This is a genomic window from Methylophilus aquaticus, from assembly GCF_030769565.1.
GTDB lineage: Bacteria > Pseudomonadota > Gammaproteobacteria > Burkholderiales > Methylophilaceae > Methylophilus > Methylophilus aquaticus.
Map to the genome: position 1 here is coordinate 12,517 of NZ_JAVCAP010000026.1, position 26,105 is coordinate 38,621.

The 26,105-nt window shown below is 47.3% G+C and carries 24 protein-coding genes; 9 read left to right on the plus strand and 15 right to left on the minus strand.

Going from position 1 to position 26,105, the window contains the following annotated elements:
- Positions 1 to 34: 34 nt before the first annotated feature.
- A complete protein-coding gene (locus Q9291_RS11735; RefSeq protein WP_306390249.1) occupies positions 35 to 667 on the plus strand; it encodes a response regulator in 633 nt (210 codons plus the stop codon).
- Between the two features lie 130 nt (positions 668 to 797).
- Positions 798 to 1,814 (plus strand): Gfo/Idh/MocA family protein, encoded by a 1,017-nt coding sequence (locus tag Q9291_RS11740; RefSeq protein WP_306390250.1) that lies wholly within the window; start codon positions 798 to 800, stop codon positions 1,812 to 1,814.
- A 276-nt stretch (positions 1,815 to 2,090) separates the two neighbouring features.
- On the opposite strand, the gene Q9291_RS11745 is transcribed toward Q9291_RS11740, so the two are convergent.
- From Q9291_RS11745 to pdxR, 5 genes are all read right to left on the minus strand, one after another.
- A complete protein-coding gene (locus Q9291_RS11745; protein ID WP_306390251.1) occupies positions 2,091 to 3,308 on the minus strand; it encodes an aspartate aminotransferase family protein in 1,218 nt (405 codons plus the stop codon).
- 11 nt (positions 3,309 to 3,319) lie between these two features.
- Entirely contained in the window at positions 3,320 to 3,574 is a 255-nt protein-coding gene (locus tag Q9291_RS11750) for a hypothetical protein (RefSeq protein WP_306390252.1), read from the minus strand.
- Complete coding sequence (locus Q9291_RS11755) at positions 3,558 to 4,271, minus strand: MOSC domain-containing protein (RefSeq protein ID WP_306390253.1); 714 nt, start codon at positions 4,269 to 4,271, stop codon at positions 3,558 to 3,560. The genes Q9291_RS11750 and Q9291_RS11755 overlap by 17 nt, the downstream gene beginning before the upstream one ends.
- The gene (locus tag Q9291_RS11760; RefSeq protein WP_306390254.1) at positions 4,259 to 5,002 is read right to left on the minus strand and encodes a glutamine amidotransferase; all 744 of its coding nucleotides are present in this window, start codon (positions 5,000 to 5,002) and stop codon (positions 4,259 to 4,261) included. The genes Q9291_RS11755 and Q9291_RS11760 overlap by 13 nt, the downstream gene beginning before the upstream one ends.
- Positions 5,003 to 5,140: 138 nt before the next feature.
- Entirely contained in the window at positions 5,141 to 6,568 is a 1,428-nt protein-coding gene (gene pdxR, locus Q9291_RS11765; RefSeq protein ID WP_306390255.1) for a MocR-like pyridoxine biosynthesis transcription factor PdxR, read from the minus strand.
- Between the two features lie 231 nt (positions 6,569 to 6,799).
- Here pdxR and Q9291_RS11770 point away from each other — a divergent pair, with 231 nt between their 5' ends.
- Entirely contained in the window at positions 6,800 to 8,674 is a 1,875-nt protein-coding gene (locus Q9291_RS11770) for an outer membrane protein assembly factor BamB family protein (RefSeq protein ID WP_306390256.1), read from the plus strand.
- Between the two features lie 104 nt (positions 8,675 to 8,778).
- Here Q9291_RS11770 and fae read toward each other — a convergent pair whose 3' ends face one another.
- A complete protein-coding gene (gene fae / locus Q9291_RS11775) occupies positions 8,779 to 9,330 on the minus strand; it encodes a formaldehyde-activating enzyme (RefSeq protein ID WP_019883452.1) in 552 nt (183 codons plus the stop codon).
- Between the two features lie 276 nt (positions 9,331 to 9,606).
- Between fae and tkt the strand changes: the two genes are divergently transcribed.
- Entirely contained in the window at positions 9,607 to 11,589 is a 1,983-nt protein-coding gene (gene tkt, locus Q9291_RS11780; RefSeq protein WP_306390258.1) for a transketolase, read from the plus strand.
- Positions 11,590 to 11,840: 251 nt separating this feature from the next.
- The gene (locus tag Q9291_RS11785) at positions 11,841 to 12,716 is read left to right on the plus strand and encodes a PA4780 family RIO1-like protein kinase (protein WP_306390259.1); all 876 of its coding nucleotides are present in this window, start codon (positions 11,841 to 11,843) and stop codon (positions 12,714 to 12,716) included.
- Positions 12,717 to 12,746: 30 nt separating this feature from the next.
- Here the strand turns inward: Q9291_RS11785 and Q9291_RS11790 are convergent, their stop codons facing one another.
- The gene (locus Q9291_RS11790) at positions 12,747 to 13,154 is read right to left on the minus strand and encodes a winged helix-turn-helix transcriptional regulator (RefSeq protein ID WP_306390260.1); all 408 of its coding nucleotides are present in this window, start codon (positions 13,152 to 13,154) and stop codon (positions 12,747 to 12,749) included.
- Between the two features lie 88 nt (positions 13,155 to 13,242).
- Here Q9291_RS11790 and Q9291_RS11795 point away from each other — a divergent pair, with 88 nt between their 5' ends.
- Entirely contained in the window at positions 13,243 to 14,091 is an 849-nt protein-coding gene (locus Q9291_RS11795) for an SDR family oxidoreductase (RefSeq protein ID WP_306390261.1), read from the plus strand.
- 218 nt (positions 14,092 to 14,309) lie between these two features.
- Here Q9291_RS11795 and Q9291_RS11800 read toward each other — a convergent pair whose 3' ends face one another.
- The 6 genes from Q9291_RS11800 to Q9291_RS11825 all read right to left on the minus strand — a co-directional run bounded on the left by Q9291_RS11800 (position 14,310) and on the right by Q9291_RS11825 (position 19,080).
- Positions 14,310 to 16,577: a hypothetical protein gene (locus Q9291_RS11800; protein ID WP_306390262.1), complete on the minus strand. Its 2,268-nt coding sequence runs from the start codon at positions 16,575 to 16,577 to the stop codon at positions 14,310 to 14,312.
- A 2-nt stretch (positions 16,578 to 16,579) separates the two neighbouring features.
- On the minus strand, positions 16,580 to 17,314 hold the full coding sequence (locus tag Q9291_RS11805) for a PIN domain-containing protein (protein WP_306390263.1): 735 nt from the start codon (positions 17,312 to 17,314) through the stop codon (positions 16,580 to 16,582).
- Positions 17,315 to 17,886: 572 nt separating this feature from the next.
- A complete protein-coding gene (locus Q9291_RS11810; protein WP_306390264.1) occupies positions 17,887 to 18,138 on the minus strand; it encodes a type II TA system antitoxin, ParD family in 252 nt (83 codons plus the stop codon).
- Between the two features lie 140 nt (positions 18,139 to 18,278).
- Positions 18,279 to 18,452, minus strand: a complete 174-nt coding sequence (locus Q9291_RS11815) for a hypothetical protein (protein WP_306390265.1) — start codon at positions 18,450 to 18,452, stop codon at positions 18,279 to 18,281.
- Between the two features lie 96 nt (positions 18,453 to 18,548).
- Entirely contained in the window at positions 18,549 to 18,827 is a 279-nt protein-coding gene (locus tag Q9291_RS11820; RefSeq protein WP_306390267.1) for a BrnA antitoxin family protein, read from the minus strand.
- Positions 18,793 to 19,080, minus strand: coding sequence for a BrnT family toxin (locus Q9291_RS11825; RefSeq protein ID WP_306390268.1), 288 nt, complete (start codon positions 19,078 to 19,080; stop codon positions 18,793 to 18,795). Before Q9291_RS11825 ends, Q9291_RS11820 begins: the two co-directional genes overlap by 35 nt.
- A gap of 169 nt (positions 19,081 to 19,249) precedes the next feature.
- Here Q9291_RS11825 and pepN point away from each other — a divergent pair, with 169 nt between their 5' ends.
- Positions 19,250 to 21,856, plus strand: coding sequence for an aminopeptidase N (gene pepN / locus Q9291_RS11830; protein WP_306390269.1), 2,607 nt, complete (start codon positions 19,250 to 19,252; stop codon positions 21,854 to 21,856).
- Between the two features lie 82 nt (positions 21,857 to 21,938).
- On the opposite strand, the gene msrA is transcribed toward pepN, so the two are convergent.
- Positions 21,939 to 22,448 carry a peptide-methionine (S)-S-oxide reductase MsrA gene (gene msrA, locus Q9291_RS11835; protein ID WP_306390270.1) on the minus strand — a complete coding sequence of 170 codons (510 nt, stop codon included), beginning with the start codon at positions 22,446 to 22,448 and terminating at the stop codon, positions 21,939 to 21,941.
- Positions 22,449 to 22,609: 161 nt separating this feature from the next.
- On the opposite strand from msrA, the gene gap reads away from it, so the two are divergent.
- Both gap and Q9291_RS11845 read left to right on the plus strand, forming a co-directional pair.
- The gene (gap, locus tag Q9291_RS11840; protein WP_306390271.1) at positions 22,610 to 23,611 is read left to right on the plus strand and encodes a type I glyceraldehyde-3-phosphate dehydrogenase; all 1,002 of its coding nucleotides are present in this window, start codon (positions 22,610 to 22,612) and stop codon (positions 23,609 to 23,611) included.
- 83 nt (positions 23,612 to 23,694) lie between these two features.
- Entirely contained in the window at positions 23,695 to 24,888 is a 1,194-nt protein-coding gene (locus Q9291_RS11845) for a phosphoglycerate kinase (protein ID WP_306390272.1), read from the plus strand.
- 39 nt (positions 24,889 to 24,927) lie between these two features.
- Here the strand turns inward: Q9291_RS11845 and Q9291_RS11850 are convergent, their stop codons facing one another.
- A complete protein-coding gene (locus tag Q9291_RS11850) occupies positions 24,928 to 25,932 on the minus strand; it encodes a sensor domain-containing diguanylate cyclase (protein ID WP_306390273.1) in 1,005 nt (334 codons plus the stop codon).
- Positions 25,933 to 26,105: the final 173 nt, after the last annotated feature.

Genomic DNA, 26,105 nt, shown 5'->3' on the forward strand with positions numbered 1-26,105 from the left:
TTTTTATTCTCATGCATGCGCATCGCGCACACTTATGAAAACTGCATTTATTCTTGAAGATACACCTGAGTCGCACGTGTGGTTGTCAGAGGTGTTGCAGATGAGCTTTCCTGATATTGCAATCATCTCTGCACATAATATCGCGCAAGCCATCAGTCTGGTGGCTGCCAGTGCGCCGCTGGATATTGCACTTATCGATTTAAGTTTACCAGATGGTAGCGGGATTACGGTGATTGAATGGTTTAATCGCCACTCTCCGCACACAATTTGCGTAGTTGCCAGCATTTTCGATGATGATAACCATATTTTTCCGGCATTGCGGGCGGGGGCGCATGGTTATTTGCTGAAAGATCAACCGCAGGCGGCGATTGTGCAGGCGCTGAATGGCATTGTGACCGGCCAGCCGCCATTGTCTCCCGCCATTGCCAGAAAAATGCTGCGCCATTTTCATGCGCCTTACAATGTGCCCACACGCGAGTTGTTAACCGAGCGTGAAAAAGAAGTGCTGTCCATCATCGCCAAGGGCATGACCATGGCCGAAACCGCCAATATGCTCGGCCTCAAACGCAACACCATTGCTGGCTATGTCAAAGAAATTTATCGCAAGCTCAATGTCTCTTCGCGTGCCGAAGCGGCCATCAGTGCCCAACAAATGGGCCTGATCTGAAGTCGTCCTAACTGCTTGGGTCGACAGTCCTGAATGCATAGCTATTCACTCACTGCGTTGCCGGGTGCATCCGCGAATATTTTTAGCGATGTATAATCAAGGCCAACTGTTAAAAAAGAGAAGGCTACCCATGCATCATCAAACACTTAAGTGGGGCATCCTCGGTGCTGCCCGCGTGAATGAGCGCCTGTTACCTGCCATCGTAGAGGCCAGCAACGCACAATTGGTCGCCATCGCCAGCCGTCGTCCCGGGGCTGCCAAAGCCACCCTGGGCAAGTATGCGTCTGATGCCGCTGATGTCACGTGCTACGACGATATGGACAGTCTAATCACCGATGGCAATGTTGAAGCCATCTATTGCCCGATGGCGAATGAGGAGCATGCCGAGTGGGCGCTGAAGGCGATTGCGGCGGGTAAGCATGTGCTGATTGAAAAGCCGATGACCACATGCCTGGCAGATATCGACAAGATTGAAGCCGCTGCCAAAGCCAAAGGTGTGACCGTGATGGAAGGGTTTATGTACCGCTTTCATCCGCAGCATGCCAAGGTTAAAGCGCTGGTAGACAGTGGCCTGATTGGCGATGTGCTGTCCTGCCGCGCCAGTTTTTCTTTCCTGATGGCGCCTGCCCGTATGTACCGCATCAACCGCGATATGGCGCATGGCGGCGGTGCCATGTGGGATATCGGCCCGTATGCCATTCACGCTTTGCGCTGGTGTTTTGGCGGGGGCGATGCGCCTGCCGAGCCGGTCAATGCCATGGCGTATGGCAAGCTGAATGAGCATGGCGCCGATGTGGTCGCCAGTGGTGTGCTCGATTTTGGGCCAGATGCACAAGGCCGCGCGCGTTTTGGCCATTTTGATGTGAGTTTCGAGCGTGGCAGAAAAGCAGAGTATGAGCTGATTGGCGATAAAGGCTGGATCAAGTGCCATAATATGTGGGCGTATCCGGGCGATGACCCGGTGATCAGCTGGGAGGCGGGAGGTAAAGCAGAAACCATTGTGTTACCCAAGGCCAATCACTTCAACCTCGAGATCGAGCATTTCAGTAAGTGCGTGCTGGGTGGCAAAGCCCCCTTGCTGACGTTTGACGATGCGCGCGGCAATTGCAAGGCGATTGAAGCAGTGATTGCGGCGTTAAAGCGCTAATTTGTGCAATAAAAAATGGATGCCCGAAGGATGCCCCGGCATCCTTTTTTTATTAAGTCCCGCTTTTAGCCATCTGTTGCACTTAACTTTACCTGTCAAGGAAGCTACCCTTGCATTCCATGACAGTAAGAATTCCTTCTTCTTTAAAGTGGCTTATCAACAGACATCTAAGGCTGCTATCCGAAATAACCAGATTAGAAAATGCGCATCGTCACTTACACGCTTTGCCGTAACTGTCCGTTGAAAGTAAAAGCGTATTGTCAGAGTAAGGTGTTGCTAAGCTGGCAAACTGAACTCTCTCAGTTCTTGCGGATTCTGGCCTGAGGATGGCGCAACCATCATTCTAGATAAACTTTTTATGATTGAATCAATCGTCGCTTCACTCGATACAAAGCTTGGGAGCAGTCTTATAGTTTTATCACGGGTGACATTTAAAAATAGTCTTTCGTATCTGATGGCTTCCACCATGAGCTCTTTGGCTGAATGATTCAGTTCAATACCTATCATCAAGCCCAATCCACGAATTTCCTTAATTTGTGAATGGTTGCTGAAGGTCGATTTGAGTGCTTTGAGCATGTATGCACCTAAAGACTCAGATCGGTGTATCAACCCCCCTGATTGAATAATGTCGAGAACAGTATATGCCACTCTACAGGCCAGTGGATTACCTCCAAAGGTGGAGCCGTATGCTCCTGGAGATAGCAGCTTTGCAGCGATACCTTTTGCTAAACATGCCCCTATTGGGATGCCATTACCTAAGGCTTTGGCTAATGTAACGACATCAGGGATGATATATTCATGCTGATATGCGAACCATTTGCCCGTCCGTCCAATACCCGTCTGAATTTCATCCAGTATCAACAACCATTCCTGCTGATTACAGACTTCGCGTAAACCCAAAAGATACCCAGGATCGAATATCCTGATACCGCCTTCACCTTGAATGGGTTCTACAAAGATTGCAACAATGTCGCTTCTTTCGGTTGCTAGTTGTTGGATTGATAACAAATCATTAAATGGCACTCTGATGAAGCCGGTGATATGTGGCTCGAATTCAAATCCAGTACCGATCGAAGCATTGTAACTAGCCGCGTTAGTCGCAAATGTCCTGCCATGAAATGCATTGTCCATGACAATGACCATAGGCTTTTCAATTCCACGTTTGATCCCATGGGTACGTGCAATCTTCAAGGCAACTTCATTTGCCTCACAGCCTGAATTGCAGATGAAGGCATTATCCATGGCACTTAACTCACAAAGCTTTTGCCCCAGTTTAGATTGCCAATCGATGACAGAAAAATTCGAGGTATGGAGCAGCGTTGAGGCTTGTGCAGAGATTTCCTCCGCAATCACTGGGTGAGCATGGCCTAAACTCGTTACACCAATTCCAGAGATCGCATCAATGTATTCGACATTGTTGATATCCCATAAACGGTCGCCTTTTCCTTTTTGGAATTTAACCGGAAGACGATTGTAAGTATGCATAATATGCATGGATAGTCCTTTTAATTCTGCTCTAAAGAATTTACTTCAACAGTGGTGAAAATTGGCTCAACGGCCAATAGTCGAATACCACTAGGGCTGGTTTCTAGAATTCTTTTGTCCTCATGGGAAACCTGTAATTCAACTGAATAGCCACTTTGAGTGCTCAGAAGAGATATCATTTCCTTCATGGCCTCCTTGGCTATAGGCCCATGCATATCGACTTTGCACCAGAAGCGGAAGTTTTTCCAAACAACGATTCTATAGCGTGCGCTCATACGGTACCTGTCCTGAAAGTCTTCTAGTCCAATCCTCAATTGTTTGTGTAGAAAGTCTCTGTTCGAACAATTTTTTCCATCTTGGTACCAGACGAATAGTCAATACTTCCTCCAGCTCCTGTTGATCAAGAGGATTGATATACAAAAGTTTAAGCAGCCTTTCTAACGGCCAATTTGGGTAAGGCCTTTGTGTAAGCTCAATACTGTGACCAGAGGCAAGTAATCCCGGCTGAAGTACTCTGCAATAGAAACCTGTTCTCATGGTTTTCTGCATGAGATTGGCCAAGCCCGGGATTCTGAATTTTTCATTTACTTTCCAGCATGGCTGACGTGTTTGGGTAACCTCCAGTTTCACGTTGCCGATCGATAAAACATCGCCGAGGCAGATATTCTTTTCAGTAAGTCCCAAAGTACTCAGATTCTCACCAAACAATCCATGACTCATAAACCTCGTGGTTGGCCCTCTCAGCTCATCCTTCCATTCCGTGTAATGTTCAAATGGATAGATATGTATTGCCTTGTCCAAACCACCATGAACATGAACGTCCGCTTGTTCATCGCCTTCTAGGCCCTCGTAATACACGGCAATCTCATTGCGTACTGAGCTTTTTGAAATGGCGCTGTATGTTCCTGGACAAATAAATGGTTCGGATTTACCGACGCAGACTGCTTGTATAACTCCAATTAAACTTTCCATGAGGTATCCTTTTCAGCCTTGTCCAACCAAGCATTAAAAACCCTTCTAGACGCCTTGGCTAAAGAACTTCCATGAAGTGTATTTAGATTCCTCAAGGTATGCAGGTTTGCACTTAGTGAATGAAGTTCGGTTGCATGACCAATTAACCATTTTTCAAGAGAGCCTTGATCGAACTCCAGATGGAACTGTAAGCACAAGATGTAATCATCAACACTGAATGCCTGATGGGGGCAATGGTCCGTTCCAGCCAATAATTTAGCATTGGGTGGAATAGAAAACTGATCACCATGCCAATGCAATACTTGTGTGGAGTCATCTATATTCTTCAGTACAGAGTTCGTGCCTTCGAAGGTCAGCTTTAATGGCGAAAAACCAATCTCTTTACCAAGCCTCATGGGCATTACTTCAGCCCCGTGTGCTTTTGCAATCATCTGAGCCCCAAGGCAAATCCCAAGCATTGGTTTACGTGCGATTAATCTCGCATGGATTAATTCAAATTCTTCAACCAAAAAAGGGTAGCGCCCAATCTCATAAACACTAATTGGCCCACCCAAAATAACCAGAAGATCTGTTTGGATAACGTCTGGGAGTGTAGGCATTTCGCCGCCAGCCTCGAAGTAGCGGATATCGTAATTTCTACTAAGCAATATTGGGCCAAGAGTACCTAAGTCCTCGAAGCCGAGATGGCGAATCACAATCGCATCTTTTCTGCGCATTGCTGAATGGTTCATTTAATCTCTCCTTAACCCGCAGTTGGATTCCGATACACGTCAAAAATATGGCTGATGTAAATGTATTAAAGCGGAGAGGTTTTGTAGTGAGCCTGTTATGGAAAACGAGATGGTCCAAAGTGTGCTGGACCCATCAAATTAGTTGGTCAGAATTTCTAATAATCTTTGAAGCAGTATTTCTATTTGCCTGTCATCATGGCTGCCAAACCCAAGCCTAATTGCATCAAGGTTATTATCAGAGTCCTCGTAGATGCTGTCTCGATTGAAATGCATGCCTGCCTTTTTGGCCCTGGCTAAGAGCTCTGCCATAGAAATTGTCTTTAGCAGTTTCAACCAAAAAGCTAAGCCGCCGTTGGGAACACTAAACGAGAATATTTCAGAAAAGTCTTTGCTTAAAGTATTGGCCAGTCTTTGTCTGCGCTGGTCGTAAATTTTTAATGTTTTCAGGATATGGCGTTTCAGTTCGCCTGTGCCCATTAATTCCGCAGCGGCCAATTCAGTGACGGGGTTACCTTGCCTGTCAATAATCATTATGTGATCAGCGCACTCGTCAATAAAATCTTCAGGGCCCACGATGTATCCCACACGCAAACCAGGTGCTAACACCTTTGAAAGGGAGCCAACATAAATGACTGAAGCTTGATCTCGACATGCCAATGGCAATACAGGGTGGAGAGTGTAATGGAACTCATGGTCGTAATCGTCTTCAAGCACTTTAAAGCCATGTTTTGCTGCGACGTTTAATAGCTGCAACCGGCGTTCCATACTCATCATCACAGTTGTCGGAAATTGATGGTGTGGAGTCACATAAATAAATCTAACATCTCGTTGGGTGCATATATGATCTAGCTGATCGATGTTCATTCCGTGCTCATCAGTTTCGACTGTTATCACTTCTGCGCCACACGCCTGAAAGGCTAGCTTTGCTGGCTGATAACTCAGCCGTTCCATAACCACAGCATCACCTGGTTTAATCAATACCTTGGCAATCAGAAAGATGCCCATCTGGCTACCGCGAACAATACAAATGTTGTCTGAACTGACGTGCAGGCCTCTCTCCATATTCAGCATGTTGGCAATTGCTGAGCGAAGCTCATCCGTGCCTAATGGATTGCTGTAACCCAGTCTACTGGAGCGCGCTGTACTGATTAATGCATGTCTGAACGCCCGTGAAATGATTTCAAATGGAATGAGGCGAGAGTCAGGAACGCCGTCATTAATATTTACCTCGAACAGCTTCTGGGCTTTCGACTTAGGCGCGATGTCGGATTTGTTGAGTTTTTGAATTTCGGACTGCGGACTTAAAGGCAATCTTTGAGAAACGAAGGTTCCTCGTCTACCTTCTGCTTTGAGCCAGCCTTGTGCAATCAACTCATCGTATGCGAGGACAACAGTCTTCCGGTTGATTTCGAGTTTTGTCGCTAACTCCCTAGTTCCCGGTAATGCATCTAATGATTTCAGGCGACCTTCTTTGATCTCCGAAATGATTAAAGCTACAAGTTGCATATAGATTGGAGTGCTTGATGACTCGTCTATTTTGAGTACCAGATCCCAAGGTCTTAACATGCCTCCCTCAATTTCTCCAGCATCTTGGCTCTAAAGCCTGGCTGGTCTTAATTGATAGTTTACATATGGTTTTATGGCCCAGGAGTTTTTTATCATTGGACCCATGAAGATTTGAATTCTGGCTGGTTTTCTATTGGATCCAGATAGCTACAGTAAGCGCACTGATTAAATCAGTAAATCCCAGAATACCGGGAGATCTAAAAGCAAGACTATCACAAATGGAGATAATCAATGAAAGCTAAATCAACCTTACTGGCAGTCGGGGCACTAGCTAGTGCATTAGGCTTTATTTCAGTTTCGCATGCTGAAACTGATTTGGAGGCAGCAATGAAGAACCCAAACAACTGGGCCCATCCCCGTGGCCAGTACAATAACCAAGGCTATAGCACCTTAAATCAAATCAACACGACAAACGTGAAAAATTTGAAGACTCAATGGTCGTTTGCAACGGGTGTTAATCGCGGACATGAAGGTTCACCGGTAGTTGTTGATGGTGTTATGTACATCATCACTGCATTTCCAAACAATGTGTATGCGCTAGATCTGAATGATAGCCAGAAGATTCTCTGGTCCTATTTCCCTAAACAAGAACCAGCAGTGCAAGCTGTTTTGTGCTGTGACAACGTAAACCGTGGTCTGGGTTACGGGCATGGCAATATTTACCTAGTGCAGAATGATGGCATGGTTGTAGCTCTGAATGCTAAAACTGGCGCCAAAGTTTGGGATCAACGCGTTGTAGATTACAAGGTTGGTGGTACGTTAACTGCAGCTCCGCACGTAATCAAAGATAAAGTAATTGTTGGTTGCTCAGGCGCCGAGTTCGGTTTGCGTTGCTACATGACAGCATACAACGCTAAAGATGGTTCAATTGCATGGCGTGCCTACAGCACGGGTTCAGATCAAGATGCATTAATTGGTGAGGGCTTTAACGCTGACAACCCACATTACAGCGCGTTGTCTGTTTACCAAGATGTAAACGGCGGTAACAAAGAAGGCGGTTCATTCAAAGCTTTGAAGAAAGAGCAACTCCAGTATCCAGAAAAGGATTTGGGCACTAGAACTTGGTTGAAACCACAAGCAATCAAAAATGGTTGGGAGCATGGTGGTGGTTCAATCTGGGGTTGGTACTCATTCGATCCTAAAACTAACCTAGTCTATTACGGTACTGCCAACCCATCCGTTTGGAACCCGGATGTACGTCCTGGCGACAACAAATGGACAATGACTATTTTTGCCCGTGATGTTGATACAGGTATGGCTAAATGGGGTTATCAAAAAACACCTCATGACGAGTGGGATTACGATGGTGTGAACGAAATTATCTTGTTCGATAAAAACAACAAGACATATGCATGGCACCATGACCGTAATGGTTTTGCATATACCTTTGAAGCAAAGACAGGTACTTTGGTTGTAGCTGAAAAAGTACATCCATTTGTAAACTGGGCAAGCAAGGTTGATCTTAAAACCGGCATTCCTGACAAACTCGCTTCAGGGTCTACTCACCAAGATTACAACGCAAAAGGTATTTGTCCTGCAGCACAAGGTACGAAAGATCAGCAACCCGCAGCTTACTCACCAAGAACCGGTTATATGTATTCTCCACTCAATCACTTATGTATGACATATGAGCCAGTTGAGTCCAAATATATTGCAGGTCAACCTTGGGTAGGTGCGACATTAACAATGTTCCCTGGTCCTGATGGCGTAATGGGCGGTTTTGCTGCCTATAACCCAATGAATGGTAAAAATGTCTGGTACAACAAAGAGAAGTTCTCTACTTGGAGTGGCGCTCTGACATCTGCTGGTGACATTGTGTTCTACGGAACTTTGGATCGTTGGTTTAAGGCTGTGGATGCTAAGTCCGGTAAAGAGCTTTGGAAAATTCAAGTGGGTTCAGGCGTTGTTGGAAACGCATTCACCTATGGTAATAAAGGCAAGCAATACGTAGGCGTTTACTCAGGTATTGGTGGCTGGGCAGGTGTTGCTATGAACCTTGGTATGACGAACGACACTGACGCCTTGGGCGCTAGTGGTGCTTACAAAGAGTTGACCAAATATAACGCTGCTCCTGGTGGTGGTGCTTTGAATGTTTTCTCTATATAACCCCTGAATTGATCTCCAAGGGTTCGTTTTCCTCTCTTGCAACAGCAAGAGAGGGTTTTTTATTAAGTCAGCACGCCGCAAATTGCCTGCGCAGCTATTTATGATCAGATTTTTCCGTCCAGGCCCATCTGATAATACTTATGCACAATTTTCTCCTGGTTTTCCAGCAGCCAGTCGATGCTCGGCTCATTGCGCAAAGCTTTCTGGATCGCCTTGAAGGTTGCCTCACGGTGGATATCAAACAGCGCTTTATGGTCGATTTTTTCCTGTTCCAGAATGGCCGGGCTTAACCATACTGAAACGATAATCCCCAAATCATTGGCTTTTTCTTTCGGGATGTCGCCGCTACGCACTGCATCGAGCACGCCGTTGGCAATCGCGCCTTGCACGGTCCCCATCAGAATATTGGTATAACGCGGGTCTTTCACCGTTACTTTACTCACCATCAGCGTGGCTGGACGCACCATGATGTCGGTGTTCATGATGGCCAGTACGCGGGTATGGCCTTTCACCTGGTCACCCAGTAAATTGGCAAACGCGGTGCCCATCGGCCCGTTCATTTCGCCAATCGCCACTTCGGGTTCTGCAGCCGTACCGGGTGGGCCGCCCGCGACCAATGCTTCACCCACGCGCATAATAATTCGTTCGTCAGACATGTTTTTCAGCTCCTTTGCTATCAATGGTTTTTAACATGGTAGGGGAATTCGTGCGGCATGGCTACCTGCATACTTTTACAACAGCACATTTTTTGCCACGATGCATAAGGGTACGGCGTGAATTAAATCCCCATTAACCCTTGAAGAAAAACGGGTTCTAGGGAATAATCTAGCCTTTCCGTAAAAGGGTGGTTTTTGGCCCTTTTTAAAGAATTCAATCAAGGTTTTGCAGTTTTTTATGTAAGACCGCTCGTTATTTTCATTAGGGAGAAAACAATGGCAACTCGTGTCGACTTGTGCAACGCCATCCGTGCTCTAAGCATGGACGCTGTACAAAAAGCAAACTCCGGTCACCCAGGCGCGCCTATGGGTATGGCTGAAATTGCTGAAGTAGTGTGGAACCACAACCTCAGCCACAATCCAAGCAACCCGCAATGGGCTAACCGTGACCGCTTCGTGTTGTCAAACGGCCATGGCTCCATGCTGATTTACTCCTTGCTGCACCTGACAGGTTACGATGTGTCTATCGACGACATCAAAACTTTCCGTCAATTGCACTCCAAATGTGCGGGTCACCCTGAGTACAGCTACGCACCAGGCGTTGAAACCACTACGGGTCCATTAGGCCAGGGTATCGCCAACGGCGTGGGTTTCGCGATGGCTGAAAAGTTGCTGGCTAGCCAGTTCAACAAGCCAGGCCACGACATTGTCGACCACTACACTTATGTGTTCCTGGGCGACGGTTGCATGATGGAAGGCGTTTCTCACGAAGCTTGCGCACTGGCTGGTACTTGGGGCCTGGGCAAACTGATGGCTTTCTGGGATGACAACGGTATTTCTATCGACGGTCATATCGAAGGCTGGTACACAGACGACACCGCTAAACGTTTTGAAGCTTATGGCTGGCACGTTGTATCAGTTGATGGTCACGACCAAGCGGCTATCCAGGCTGCAGTAGACGCAGCTAAAAAAGTCACTGATAAACCATCACTGATCTGCTGTAAAACCATTATCGGTAAAGGTTCACCAAACAAATCTGGTTCACACGACTGCCACGGTTCCGCATTGGGCGAAGCTGAAGTTGCAGCAACCCGTGCTGAAATCGGTTGGGCACACGAGCCATTCGTGATTCCTGCTGACGTATACGCAGGCTGGGACCAAAAAGCCAAAGGTGCCGAGCGTGAAGCTGCTTGGGATGCTAAATTTGCTGCTTACGCAGCTGCCTACCCAGCAGAAGCTGCTGAATTCAAACGCCGTATGGCCGGCGAATTGCCAGCTAACTGGAAAGCACTGACCGACGCCATCATCGCTGAAACTAACGAAAAAGCTGAGAAATTGGCTACGCGTCAAGCTTCACAAAAAGCGATTACTGCGTTGGCGCCAATCTTGCCAGAATTCTTGGGCGGTTCAGCTGACCTGACAGGTTCTAACCTCACAGCAGCTAAAGAGTTCAAACACGTGAGCGGTAAAGAGCCAGGCAACTACATCTCTTACGGTGTACGTGAGTTCGGTATGGCTGCGATCATGAACGGTATGGCATTGCACGGTGGCTTGTTGCCATACGGCGGTACTTTCCACATGTTCTCTGACTACATGAAAAACGGTATGCGTATGTCTGCGTTGATGCATCAACGTGTGGTTTACGTATTGACCCATGACTCTATCGGTCAAGGTGAAGACGGTCCTACCCACCAACCAGTAGAAAACACTTCTGGTCTGCGTTTGATTCCTCGTATGGATGTATGGCGTCCAGCTGACTCTACAGAAACCACCGTTGCTTGGGTGGCTGCAGTAGAGCGCACTGAAGGCCCAACCAGCCTGGTATTAAGCCGTCAAGCAGTGCCAGGCATCAAACACGATGCTAAAGACTTCGACTTGATCCGTAAGGGTGGCTACGTGTTCTCTGACGTGGCTGGCGCACAAGTGATCATCATCGCTAACGGTTCCGAGTTGGATCTGGCCATTCAAGCAGCTGCTGAATTGAACGCAGCGGGTACTAAAGTGCGTGTGGTTTCCATGCCATCCACCAACGTATTCGACCGTCAAGACCAGGCATACAAAGACAGCGTATTGACTCCAGGCGTAAAACGCGTGGCCATTGAAGCTGCTCACCCAGACTTCTGGCGCAAGTATGTTGGTTTAGAAGGTGCTGTTGTCGGTATCGACACATTCGGTGAGTCTGCTCCAGGCGGCGTACTGTTGAAGCACTTCGGTTTCACAGTTGAAAATGTTGTGAATACCGTAAAAAGCGTTTTGTAAGGATTCACAACATTTCGGCGTAGGCTAACTCGCCTTGGATTTCCAAGGCGATGTTAAGCGAAGCGGCCGAAGCCAAAACGTCCTTGAACAATCTGTTCTGTAATTTAAAACAGGTTGACCGATAAAAACCGCCTCCCAGTGAGGCGGTTTTTTTATGATGATTGACAGATAAACACGCAACGCAAATTGCAATCACGTCTCTATCACCCCATTTAATGGTAGTCTGACCACAATTATTAATAGCCCGTATTATGAAAACCCCAAAAAGATTAGAGCCGCTGATTGAAGATGGCGTGGTAGATGAAGTCATGCGCCAGTTAATGAGCGGCAAAGAAGCCACAGTGTACGTGGTGCGCTGCGGTGAAGAAATTCGCTGCGCCAAGGTGTATAAAGAAGCCAACAAACGCAGTTTCCGCCAAAGTGTCGATTACACCGAAGGCCGCAAAGTCAAGAGCAGCCGTCAGGCGCGGGCCATGGCCAAAGGCTCAAAATACGGCAAACAAGCACAAGAAGAAGCCTGGCAAAGCGCTGAGGTCGATGCCCTGTACCGTCTAGCCGCCGCAGGTGTAAGCGTACCCACCCCCTATCAGTTTTACGAAGGGGTGTTGATCATGGATTTAGTCACCGACGCCGAAGGCAATGCCGCGCCACGGCTCAACGACGTGGTGTTCACCGCCGAACAAGCCCGCCAGCACCACCAGTCGCTGCTCAAAGAAGTTGTGCGCATGCTATGCGCTGGCATCGTCCACGGCGACCTTTCCGAGTTTAATATCCTGCTCAGTGCCCATGGCCCGATCATCATCGACTTACCTCAAGCGGTTGATGCCGCAGGTAATAACCACGCCATGAGCATGCTGGAACGCGATGTAGGCAACCTGGCCGATTTTTTTGGTCAATTTGCGCCTGAGCTTATCAACACGCACTATGGCAAAGAAATCTGGGCGCTCTACGCAAAAGGTGCCCTCACCCCCGAAACGGTGCTCACTGGCAAATTTAAACAAGACGATAAACCGGTAGATTTAAAAAGTGTGGTACGCGTGATAGACGCCGTGCGTGAGGATGAAGCCAAAAAGCAAATGCGTTTGGCAGAAGCCAAAGCAGTGCTGCCCAAGCCTAAACGCTTTTAAGTACGCTATCTGTTAGTTCCACTATGCGGGTTACGCTGACTGATGTTTACGCTCCGCGGAGTGTTGGCTATGCATGATCTCCGCGAGATTGACTTCTATCCAGTCTGTCAGCGCCTCCACTTTCAGGCTGATGCCTTCGCCTAGCGGCGTCAGCGAGTATTCCACATGCGGCGGTACAACGGGGTAAGACACCCGTTTTACAAAGCCATCCTGCTCTAATTGTTGCAGCGTTTGGGTGAGCATTTTTTCACTGATCACACCCACTCTGCGCCGTAGTTCACTGAAGCGTAGTGTCCCGCCCAACAACGCCACCAATACCAATACCCCCCACTGGCTGGTCACGTGCTTCAATATTTCTCGTGAAGGGCAATCAGGCGAGAGCACTTCTCCGCGTCGCATGGCATTGGCCAATACACCTGTCGTTTCCTCTGTTTTCATACTTACCTTTTTGTGCGTACTTACTTTAAGTAAGTATAGATGATAACCTGCGCGTTCTCAATTTATTTCATGTGTTGAAAGGGTGTATATGATTGTTGTTACCGGTGCTACAGGCCAACTGGGTCGTTTAGTGATTGAACATTTACTCAAAAAAGTGCCTGCAAGCAGCATTGTGGCTGCGGTGCGTCATGTTGAAAAAGCGCAAGACATCGCGGCATTGGGTGTGCAGGTACGCTTTGCCGATTACAACCAGCCTGAAAGCTGGGATGCAGCATTGTCAGGCGCAGAAAAAGTCTTGTTGATCTCATCAAGCGAAATCGGCTTGCGCGTCAAGCAGCATCAAGCCGTGATTGAAGCCGCCAAACGTGCAAACGTAAGCTTATTGGCTTACACCAGCCTGTTACGCGCGGATACTTCGTCACTGGGCCTTGCCGCTGAACACAAGGCGACCGAAGCCGCGATACAAAGCGCTGGTTTGCCATTTGTGATTTTGCGTAATGGTTGGTACACGGAAAACTATGCCGCGGGGATACCAGCGGCATTGGCATTGGGCGCAGTGTATGGTGCGGCAGGGCAAGGCAAGATCTCGGCTGCAGCACGCGCTGACTATGCAGAAGCGGCCAGTGTGGTACTGACGACGGATCACCACGCAGGCAACGTGTATGCATTGGCAGGTGACACGGCATTTACGCTGGACGAGTTTGCCGCCGAACTCTCACGCCAAACCGGTAAAGCTATCCCCTACGTAAATCTACCCCAAGCCGAATATAAAAAAGCATTACTCAATGCAGGCTTGCCTGAGCCCATTGCAGAGTTGCTGTCTGATTCGGATGCTGGGGTATCAAACGGTCAGTTATTTAATGATGGCAAGCAATTAAGCCAGCTCATTGGTCGGCCAACCACGGCATTAGAGGTGATCATTAAAGCTGCATTATAAAATCACAATAAAACTGTGAATTCAGAAGAGTGATTAAACACCTGATTTATCATCTGCAAGCCAACAGCCCGCGAAACCGTGAGCTGTTGGTTTTATGTTACTCTGAACTGAATGGCACTAATGCTTGAAATGTTGTTTTGCAAGACTTGACCCTCATGGTTTTGCTTGCTTTTTAAAGAAAGGTTTAGTAGATGGTAATTAAAACCTTTCTTACTGACTTAGAAATTTTGAAGAAATTTCTCGAAAGAGCCTTGTGCTGTGGAAACCGCGTGATTAAGTTTTTCCAATGGTTTATTTAATTTAAAACGTCTTTGAAGTGGCCCCCCTCGATTTTCAATTTCCGCCATAATTTCTTTAGACAATAGCTTCGATAAGGATTTATCAATAAAACTTTTTCCATTCTCACCTAATTTAATCAATATTACTGACTCGCTTATGTGAGTGCTTCTCATGAAGTAACGGAGCAACTTCTCAAAGTGTTTTAGTTCATCATCAGAGTCGATATCCATTTCTCCAAAAATAGCATCTTGGGTTAATGTAAGGGCTCCTAGCGACTTTAGTTGCATTTGTACTTCAGTTGGATCCCAAAAGTCGAGGCTTTGCTCAACTAATCTTAAAGTTTCAACTGTGCAATTATTAAACTCGCAATTATTTATGGATGTAGACTTGAAGAATTTTAGCTGTCCAAAAGTGCATTCGTTGAAGTGACAGTTAATTAAGGACGTTTCCTCTAAAGAAGTTGGTGAGAAGTAGCAGTTTATAAAGTTAATGTCTGCTAAATTTTTATCTTTTAGAATGTCAGCTGCAAAGGTTAAGTTCTTAATATCAAGCGGGCCAAGACTTTGTTTATTAATTAGCCTAATTATTAAATTGGCGCAATTTTCATGTGTATACGAAGCTTGTCCATCAAGAGCGGCAACATCAAGAAAAAACTTTGTTATTGATAAGTAATCAGAAGCATCTTTACGACTAATTGCGTGTAAAAATGCCTCTTGGCTCTGCTCAGGGAGAATTCCTTTTCTCAGAAGACCCAGGGCTTCATTTTTTGCTCGATCATTTAATGAACTTATTTGAGCTGCAAAACCCTCTCCTAAGAAAAATAACCTAAACTCATCATGATCAAACTCTACAGCGGATTGTGCATTGGTTGAAGAAACTAGCAATGCGTGGCCTCTTAACCTTTCTCTAATTTGTTTTGTCTGAAATGGTGTTTTTTTGGTCGTCTCACAATAATAGTCAGATGTAAATTCAAGTAGCTCTCTTTTTAGATAGTCAACTCTCGCCTCCCACATACTTACGGCAATGAGTGAAAGCAACTCACAATGCTCGTCAGTTGTCAGTAATGGAATGCCCACATCACCGGATCTATCGATCCACTTTTCTGTGGCTTCTCTTTCTATAATTCCTTTAACAAAAACCGAGAAGTAATCGCCTCCTGAACCTTGTAGCCGGTCCAGAAAAGATTCTAAGGTTCTGCTCTCAGTAGCAATATCAATTAACTTATTTACAAGCACAGGTCTTGTTAGAAGAGAGTGATCGATCCCCAATCGATTACTCACTCTCTCATATATCTCATTGTGATTCGTGATATTTCTTTTTTTGCAATACTCAATAAACTGTTCTTTTTCCCACCTACAAAGCTCTACTTTGCCAAAGCCGACAGCAAATGAGCTAATAGAGTCAAAAAGCTTTTCTTGCATTTTCAAATTTTCAAATTCGAAGTAAGCTTTTCTTGCCGCAATTACTAAAGCGCCGGTCGAGTTCAATGCTGCAACAAGAATACCCATTGCTGATAAAGCCTCACCTGAACTATTTTCAACAAACATTTCTTCAAAACCGTCGAACACTGGCACAATGACTCCCATTCGAACGAGTGCCAGAAAAGAGTTGTAATATAAGAATGGAAATCTATATCGATTTTGCAATGCACCTACAGTTATGTCATCGAATCTTAGGAAGTGTCTGCCGCCAAGAGGAATAGGTACTAATAGCCACTCAGCTTCATTTCTCGAAAATTTCTCTGCTTGTTGCCTTGCCATTTCATTAATTAAGGAGGTTTTACCTTCTCCGGCGTCACTTGTTATGTACAAAACAGATGTTTCAAAGGGACTACGATTTCCTAGAGCTTGAAATGTACTATTCAAGGCATCTGATGTTGGAGTGCTAGTTTCAACTGCCGAGGACTCTAAAGACTGTAAAACTCTAGCAATTGGAGATACGAAGTTTGGGGTAGGCTTTATGTTTTCTTTGAGTCTTGAAGCAAGTAACTGTAGATTTGCAAGCCGCTTTATTATCCATTGAGTGGCATCTACGAAGATTCCTGTATTTCCTTCATCAACAAAAATATTTCCAAAGTTTTTTGCTGTAATTGTTATCTCTACAATCTCCCCATTTAGAGAAAACATAATGTTGTTTCTCTCGAACAGAGTTTCTGATCCAGGGTCAGAAAAGGTTGAAATGAGCGATTTAAAGTCATCTATAAGCATGATTACAATTCCAATTCAGTTAAGCGTGTACCAATTCCCGTTTGTTGTTGTATTTGTAGTCGGTGTTTGGGGTGAAGTCTGTAAATTTGAGAACCATTTAATAGGGCTGTACGTATTGGTGGCAAGAAATCGTCATCATTGCTTACTAGCATAATATGGATATTACTATTACTTTGGGAAGCATAAATCAAATCACATGTCAGCATTGTGTCTACAATTTTCTGCTCATGTCTGTAAACTAATTCGCAGCTAGTAGTGCTGCATGTATCAATAGGGCACTTATTTTTTTGGAGGAGTTTTTTTGCCAAATGAAGAATGCACGATGAATTAGTGCAGCCCACATCTAGAGGTTTAGCAAAACGAATATTACTTGGAACCGCCTTTTTTCTAAATGTATTGAATAGGTGGTGGCTGGGTTCTTGATACAAAGCAAAAGCAAGCTCAGCATTTGTTCTAAATTGAATCAATCTACCTTCTGATAAAGGTATTTTGATTATTGCAGGGAACTCTTCCTGGATACGAATTGATACGTCTTGTGCCAAGTGCGTCATCAAGGCTTCTTCATACCAACCGCCATATATGCGAACCTCACATGTTCCTAAAGTTGCAGAAATGGATTTTGGAAGGTGTGAAAGTGCTTTAGTGATAAGACTTAGTATTCCTGATCGCTTGTGATCATCACTAAGATTGTCGTAATCCACTAATATTAATACGCTGAAGGTGTCATCTGAGACCAATTAGTTATCCATTCACTTTAATGTTTTGTGATTTGTAGTGAAGACCATGCACAATTATTGAATATGCCTAATCTAACATAATTAAATGAAGCACACTAAATTGTTCGTTTGACTTGAGATCGAAGACTCACAGCGTGTAAAAGCATGGGGTCGGGTCTAGCTATGTAGCATTTTGAATGCTTTATTTAACTCAGCTTATGCAGTCATTGCGGCCAATCTTCTATTTTTAAGCTTTGATGCGCTCAAAATGCTTGGTGTTTAGCAACATTTATAAACGGTCACGCAACCGTGCCACAATATCCATTTTTTCGTGCAATATGGCCAAAATAATTGCAGAGCATTGGTTTGCGGCACACAAAATACATAATGTTTGCCAGCAAGCGCCACCCGTAAATTTGGCAAAATATCATGGCAAGTTTTATAGCTGCTCATACCACTGGCAAGACGGGTAGCGGTGTTCTCAATTTCTGCTACATACGCCATACACTGCTTTTCGCCTCATTCAGCGCGGGTGTAGCGCACAATCGCCCTTAAATCAGCCTCTGCACTTTTGGTGAGCACATAAGCTGGCTTCAACGGTTAGCACTCGCTTGCACTTCATCTTGCACAATCTCGGTGATGCTTAGAGTAGAAACATCGCCACGGTTAGCTTCGCTCAAGCGTTGTAGTAGCAAGTTTTGCAAATCCGCCAAGCCTTGTGCATCGTCCGCTTGGGGAAATAAACGCTCTAAGGCATATTGTTTAATCGATTTACCTTGCAAAGCCGCAATCGCTTTTAAGGTTTGGTGCTGTTGCTCATTGATGTCTATGGTTAATCTGCTCATCGCAAACCTCTTGAAATATTCACACAATCACACATTAGCACAAATGTGGGTTTGTTAAAATCGTAAAAAAATAATTTGGATCAGAGTAAATTTAACTGTATTCACCAAATTTTATTGTGGGTGATAAGAGAGCCCCTCATTTAGCAGTCAACCTGTGGCAGCTCATGCGCTTTTGAAGATTTAGCCAAACGCAAAAAATAAGCAACCTGCTCGACCCATTGCAACCGCTCTAATGGGGTTAATGCCATAAAGGCACGCAAGCGTTCTTCACTGACATGGTAAGTTCTTTCGGCTGGATTAAAGGGCGCGTTCATAGTGATTTTATTTTCTCTAAATGCTCAATATCACTCAGGTCTATTGGGCGGGCGGCAGCACGTTTCATTGAGTAGTGGGGGTAGCCGAGAATAAAATTAAACTGGATTCACTTTCTTTAAGGCTTCATTAATCCGTGTCTGCCAGCCTGATCCAGTCGCTTTAAATTTTTCCACCACATCATTATCCAGCCGAATATGTACCAGTGTTTTACGGCTACCTATCGGTCGCCCACGCATTTTTTTAAACTGGGCATCACTGACTTCAACTGTGTCTGGGTCGGCTAAGATTCCGGCATTGATGCGTGCTTCTTCTGCAGCATCTGGCAGTTCAAGTTCCAGGTCATTCACTTTTAATGTTTTTGCGGGTTTCGACATATCTTTTGACCTCTCTGATATTTGCTTTTCGCAAGCTAATCACATGGATATTTTCATTCCGCTCAGTATAGACAATGCAATATAAACGCTTCGCAATCGGGGCAAAACCTATCAAACGCATTTCGCCATAGTCATGGCGTTCATCCTCGGCAACAATCAATAAATCCCAATCCAACAGTCGGGCCGCCTCTAATGCGATACCGTGCTTTTGCAAATTGGTGATATTTTTGTTTTGCGAGTAACTAAGCTTCATATTATTGTAATTACAATAAATAATTAGTCAATGTTGGATTTGTGTGACCATAACATATGTTAATTAATGTTTTGTAAAACATTTTGTTAAGCGACGTACTAAACCAATTCCATAAGTACTACTCTCAAATATAATCCTTACTTAACTCTAAAAATTCTCAGGTAAATCCATGCGAACCGAAAACGCTGTTGCACCAAAAACTATCTACCTTAAAGACTACACGCCTGCCCCTTATTTGGCGCAGCAGGTGAATTTGAGTTTTAACCTGTTGCCGGGTAAAACCATCGTCACTTCTATCGTGCGCTATGTGAAAAACCCGGCCGGGGTGTCGGATGATTTGGTGCTGGATGGCGAGGAGCAAAGCATTGTGTCGGTGGCCATCGATGGCCTGCCGTTTACTGGCTATACGCTGGCCGATGGGCAGATGACGATTGCCAATCCGGGCAAGGAATTTTCTTTAACCATCGTCAGTGAAATCAACCCGGAGGCGAATACGGCGCTGGAAGGGTTGTATCAATCTCAAGGCACGTATTGCACACAGTGCGAGGCTGAAGGCTTCAGACGTATTACGTATTGCCAGGATAGGCCGGATGTATTGAGCGTGTTTACCGTGCGCATAGAGGCGGATGCCGAGGCGTATCCGGTCATGTTGTCGAACGGCAATTTGCAGGATGAAGGTAGTTTGCCAGATGGCAGGCATTACCGTGTCTGGCATGACCCGTTCCCCAAACCTTGCTATCTGTTTGCGCTGGTGGCGGGTGACTTGGTCCGCGTGGCGGATACGTTTACCACCATGACGGGCCGCAAGGTGGATTTGCATATTTATGTGCGGGCAGGAGATGAGAGCCAATGTAGCCATGCCATGGCGTCGCTGAAAAAATCGATGCAATGGGATGAAGAAGTGTATGGCCGCGAGTATCAGCTGGAGCTGTTCAATATTGTGGCGGTGAGCGACTTTAATATGGGCGCGATGGAAAACACCTCGCTTAACGTGTTTAACACTGCGCTGGTGCTGGCGCATCAGGAAACCGCGACCGATAGCGACTTTATGAGTGTGGAAGGCGTGATCGGCCACGAGTATTTCCACAACTGGACCGGTAACCGCGTGACTTGTCGTGACTGGTTCCAGCTGTCACTCAAAGAAGGGTTTACCGTGTTCCGCGACCAGGAGTTCAGCGCCGATATGAATTCGCGTGCGGTGTTGCGCATTGACGATGTGAATGGCCTGCGCCGCTTGCAGTTCCCCGAAGATGGTAGCCCGCTGGCGCACTCGGTGCAGCCTGACCAGTTTATTGAAATCAGCAACTTTTACACTAAAACCATTTATGAAAAAGGCGCAGAGCTGATTCGCATGCAGCATACTTTGCTCGGCGCCGCGAACTTTCGCAAGGCGACTGATTTGTATTTTGACCGTTTTGATGGTCAGGCGGTGACCTGTGATGACTTTGTGCAGTGCATGGCCGAGGCTTCAGGCCGGGATATGACGCAGTTTTTCAGGTGGTATAAACAGGCGGGCACGCCGACCCTGGTCGCCAGCAGCCACTACGACGCGGCGCAGCAACGCTATACGCTCAGCTTTACACAATCGCAGCCGGACACACCGGGGCAAACGGACAAGCAGCCTTTGCATATGCCGATAGCGGTGGGCTTGCTGGCAGCCGACGGCACTGAGATTGTGCCGACACAAGTGCTTGAAATGACGGAACGTGCGCAGTCTTTCACTTTTGATGGCATCGCTGCCAAACCGGTGCCTTCGATCTTGCGTGGCTTTTCGGCGCCGGTGAAGCTGGAGACGGATTTAAGTGACGATGACCTGCGTTTATTGCAGGTGCATGACACCGATGGCTTTAACAAGTGGGAGGCTGGACAAACGCTGGCGTTGCGGACCATACAGCGTGTGATGGCTGATCCGCAGGCGGATATCAGCCAGTTTATTGCGGATGTGGGCACCTTGATTGAGCAGGGCCTTGGCGGTCAGGGCGATAAAGCCTTGCTGGCGCGGGCGTTGAGTTTGCCCATGATAGGTGTGATTGGCCAATATCTGCCGGTGATTGACCCGGCAGCCATTGATGCGGCGCGCACCAGCATCCTTACCCAGCTCAAGCGTACGCACAAAGAGCGTTTGGAGGCCTTGTATGCGGCAAACCGCGGTACCGGCGCATTTGAAATTACGCCGCAGGCCATGGGCCGTCGCGCCTTGCAGGAGGCGGTGCTGGATATCCTCACCGTGACCAATGGCACCGGCTGTGCTGCGCGCGCCAAGGCGCATTATGATGCTGCCGACAATATGACAGACCGCGTGACTGCGCTGGCGAGTTTGACTGACAGCACACAGCCTGAGCGCGCCGCTGCGTTTGCTGATTTTTATACACGCTTCAAGGCGTATCCGCTGGTCATCGACAAGTGGTTCTCCTTGCAGGCTTTATCTAAACGCGCGCAGATTTTTGACGACATTGCCATGTTGCGCCAGCATCCGGATTTTAATATCAAAAATCCTAATCGCGTGCGTTCACTGTATACCGCATTTGCCATTAATAACCCGGTCAAGTTTCATGACCCCAGCGGTCAGGGCTACGCCTTTTTGCGTGATGCGATTATCGAATTGAATGCCATTAATCCACAAATGGCGGCACGCATGGTGACGCCGCTGCGTGAATGGAAACGCTATGCTCCCGCTTTGCAGGTGCAGATGAAGGCGGCGCTCGAAGCAGTGCTGACCACCCCGGATTTATCGAACGATGTGTTTGAAGTAGTGAGCAAAAGTTTGAATGGTTAGCACATGATGTGCTGCTGCTGCATGCATACGGCTTTCAAGCGCCGCGTGCATGCAGTACAACATTGAGAGGACCACGCCAGAGTTACATGCCACGGTCCTGCGGTAATATCCATTCTGGTCGCAGCCGGTGACAGGTGTAGCCGGTCGGATAACGCAGCAGGTAATCCTGATGCTCAGGTTCTGCCACCCAAAAGTCGCTGGCGGGCACCAGTTCGGTGACCACTTTGCCGGGCCAGATGCCGGAAGCGTCCATCTCGGCAATGAGTTGTGCCGCCGTCTGATTTTGAGCCTCGTTTAAATAAAAAATCGCCGATCGATAGGAGGGTCCAAGGTCATTGCCCTGTCGTTTGGGGGTGGTCGGATCGTGGATCTGAAAGAAAAAAACCAGCAATGTTCTAAAACTGGTTTGTGAGGGGTCAAACACGATTTCGATGGCTTCGGCATGGTTGCCATGGTGCTTATAAGTCGCATTGGGCACTTCGCCACCGGTATAACCGACGCGGCTGCTGATCACGCCGGGCAATGCGCGAATCAGATCCTGCATGCCCCAAAAACAGCCGCCAGCCAGGATGGCTTTTTGTTCTGCCTGCATGTTTATTTCTCCTTTGTGCGGGTATGCGCATCCATCTTGATGCTGAAAAATGCTTTTTATAGTTTGTCGCTTATCAAATCAAACACTTACAGTGTGTCCAGTCTATCGTGTTTAGGTTAAAATGCTGAGTTTTAGTTCTATTGTATTCTTTGGGGAGGAATATGGCAGTCAAGTTGGGGATTAACGGGTTTGGACGTATCGGTCGCATGGTGTTACGTGCAGTGGTTCAAGAAGCCGAGTTCAAGAATATTGAAGTGGTTGCCATCAATAGTTCGTATGACATCGAGTACATGATGTACATGCTGAAATATGACTCTGTACATGGTCGATTCCAAGGCACGGTTGAAGCTGATAACGGCTGTCTGGTGGTCAATGGCAAACGCATTCACCTCACCGCAGAACGCGATCCCAACAACATTGACTGGACTAAGGGCGGTGCGGATATTGTGGTGGAATCCACCGGCGCATTTTTAACCCAGGAAAGCTGTCAGCCACACCTCAACCGCGGCGCGAAAAAAATCGTGCAATCTGCCCCCGGCAAAGATGACACCCCGATGTTTGTGTATGGTGTGAACCATGAAGATTATGCCGGTGAGGCGATTATTTCGGCGGCTTCTTGTACCACCAACGGTCTGGCACCTTTGGCCAAGGTGTTGCATGACAGTTTTGGTGTTAAACGTGGCCTGATGACCACGATTCATGCGACCACTGCTTCACAACTGACGGTGGATGGCACCTCCAAAAAAGACTGGCGCGGCGGCCGTAGCGTCTTCGAAAATATTATTCCTTCCAGCACCGGGGCTGCCAAAGCCGTCGGTAAAGTGATTCCGGCGTTGAATAAAAAGCTGACCGGCATGGCCATGCGCGTGCCTTCTGCAGATGTGTCCGTGGTTGACCTGACTGTAGAGCTCAGCACAGAAACAACCTATGAAGCCATCTGCGAGGCCATGAAAAAGGCTTCTACAGGTGCTTTAAAAGGCGTACTGGATTACACTGATGACAAAGTGGTTTCTACCGACTTTCGCAGCAGTCCTGCCGCCAGCGTGTTTGATGCCGGTGCCGGGATTATGCTGGACCCGACCTTTGTGAAGGTGGTGGGCTGGTATGACAACGAATACGGCTACACCTGCAACCTGTTGCGTCTGGTGCAACATATTGCTTGATGACAGACGGGGCTAGATGCCCCGTTTGCATATCCATTCAGATTTCTTTTTAAGCGGTGATCACCGCTCTACGGAGTTCGTGTATGAAATTTATCAAAATGACCGATCTTGATCTGCGCGGCAAGCGGGTGTTTATTCGTGCTGACCTGAATGTGCCGGTAAAAGAAGGCAAGGTGACTTCTGATGCGCGTATTGTTGCCAGCATGCCGACCATCGAGTTTGCCTTGAAGGCAGGTGCCAAGGTGATGGTGACTTCGCATCTGGGGCGTCCGGAAGAGGGTGTCTATTCTGAAGAAAACTCCCTCAAGCCGGTGGCCGATGTGATGAGCCGTTTACTCGGCAAGCCGGTGCGCCTGGTGAAAAACTGGCTGGCGCCTAACGCACCGGCGGATAGCCTGACCGTTGAAGATGGTCAGCTCATTTTGCTGGAGAACTGTCGCTTTAACGTTGGCGAAAAGAAAAACGACGATGCACTGGCGCAAAAATATGCTGCCCTCTGCGATGTGTTTGTGATGGATGCCTTTGGCACCGCACACCGAGCCGAAGCTTCTACGCATGGTATTGCCAAATTTGCCCCTGTGGCCTGTGCCGGTATTTTGCTGACGCAGGAACTGGAGGCCTTGAGCAAGGCCTTGCTGGCCCCGGCGAGACCGCTGGTGGCCATTGTGGGCGGCTCCAAGGTCTCCACCAAGCTGACCGTGCTGGAAAGCCTGTCGGATAAAGTGGACCAGCTGGTAGTGGGTGGCGGTATTGCCAATACCTTCCTCAAGGCAGATGGCCATGAAATCGGCAAGTCATTATGTGAAAATGACCTGATCGATACTGCACGCTGCCTGATGGGAAAAATGTCAGCGCGCGGGGCTTGCGTGCCGATTGCCAAAGATGTGGTGGTAGGCAAGCAGTTTGATGCGAATGAGCCTGCCGTGAAAAAATCAGCGGATGCCGTGGCAGCGGATGACATGATTTTTGATATTGGTGCGCAATCAGCGGCCGAGCTGGTGGATATCATCATGAAAGCCGGCACTGTGGTGTGGAACGGCCCAGTGGGCGTGTTTGAATTTGACCAGTTTGGGGATGGCACTAAAACCATTGCCAAAGCCATTGCCGAAACCAAGGCCTTTACGCTGGCTGGCGGTGGTGACACCATTGCTGCGATTCAAAAATACGATATTTACGACAAGGTTTCGTATATTTCTACTGCTGGCGGGGCTTTTCTCGAGTTTCTGGAAGGTAAAACATTGCCGGCAGTGGCTATTCTGGAGCAGCGCGCCGGTTAGGCGGATACTTGAGGTTTGCCTGGCTTCCTGCTCAGTGCTTCATGCTGTGAGCGGGGCAGTCAGCCGATGATGTTTGTCGTACACCTCTACCCGGTTACGGCCCTGTTTTTTTGCAACATACAGGGCTTTATCCGCCTGTTCGATCAGTAAATTGCCATCTTCACTGAAGTTGAGCCATTGGCTTTGCGGTTGTGTTGGTTTGGATGCCTGTGAAGCGTGGGCACCCAATGAAGCGATGCCTATGCTTACGGTCATCAGGCGATGCTCGGCAAAGCGAATATTCAAATCCATTACCTTCTGCCGTATGCGCTCACCAATCTTGATGGCTTCCTGGGAGGTGGTTTGCCCGAGGACCAGCACGAACTCTTCGCCACCATAGCGTGCAGCCAGATCGCCTGGGCGATTGGTATACTTTTTGAGAATATCCGCGATTTGCTTCAGGCATTCATCCCCTGCGGCATGGCCCATGCTGTCGTTCAGCAATTTGAAATGATCTGCATCTATCATCATGATGCTCAGGCCGGACTGGTGGCGAATGGCCCGCGACCATTCGTCGCGCAAAAACAGTTCCAGCCGACGCCGGTTGGACAGGCCGGTCAGCGGATCCATCATGCTGAGTGCTGAGATTTCAAGCTCTGCCTGTTTGTGCACGGTAATGTTGGTCAGTGACACCAGGAAGCAGGGTGTGCTTGCTTGCGCGTCCTGCAACTGTGTGTCCTTCATCGGGCAAATGTCCAAGGTGAGCCACGTCGGCTGATGCATGGGGGTGTGACAAAGATAGTCGGTTTTGAAGTGACCGGTTTCGCCATTCAGCACTTGCTGGATGCCTTGCAGAATCTGGGGCTGGTTGGTGTCTTCGTTGGCCTGGCAAATCTCCAGATAAGAGACGTTGGTCCAGTCTGCCTCTGCGGGCAGGCCATAATACACGCCAAAGTTTTGCCAGGCACGGTTCACATAGAGAATGCGACTCTCTTGATCGATCACTGCAATTTGCAGCGAGAGCGTCTCTAAAATGCCTGTCAATAAGTGTGCGGGCAGCTTCAACAAGTGATCCAATAGGCGTTGATATCAATCATGAAATTTTTCTTTTGGTGGTGTGAATATCGTCCCCTATGCTTATTCTATTCAAGCGCAGCCTTGCTGTCTAATACCATTATCAAAAAAATATTGCAAGGCTAGCATTAAACTTGCTTGTATAAGCATCAGTAACGTCGCTA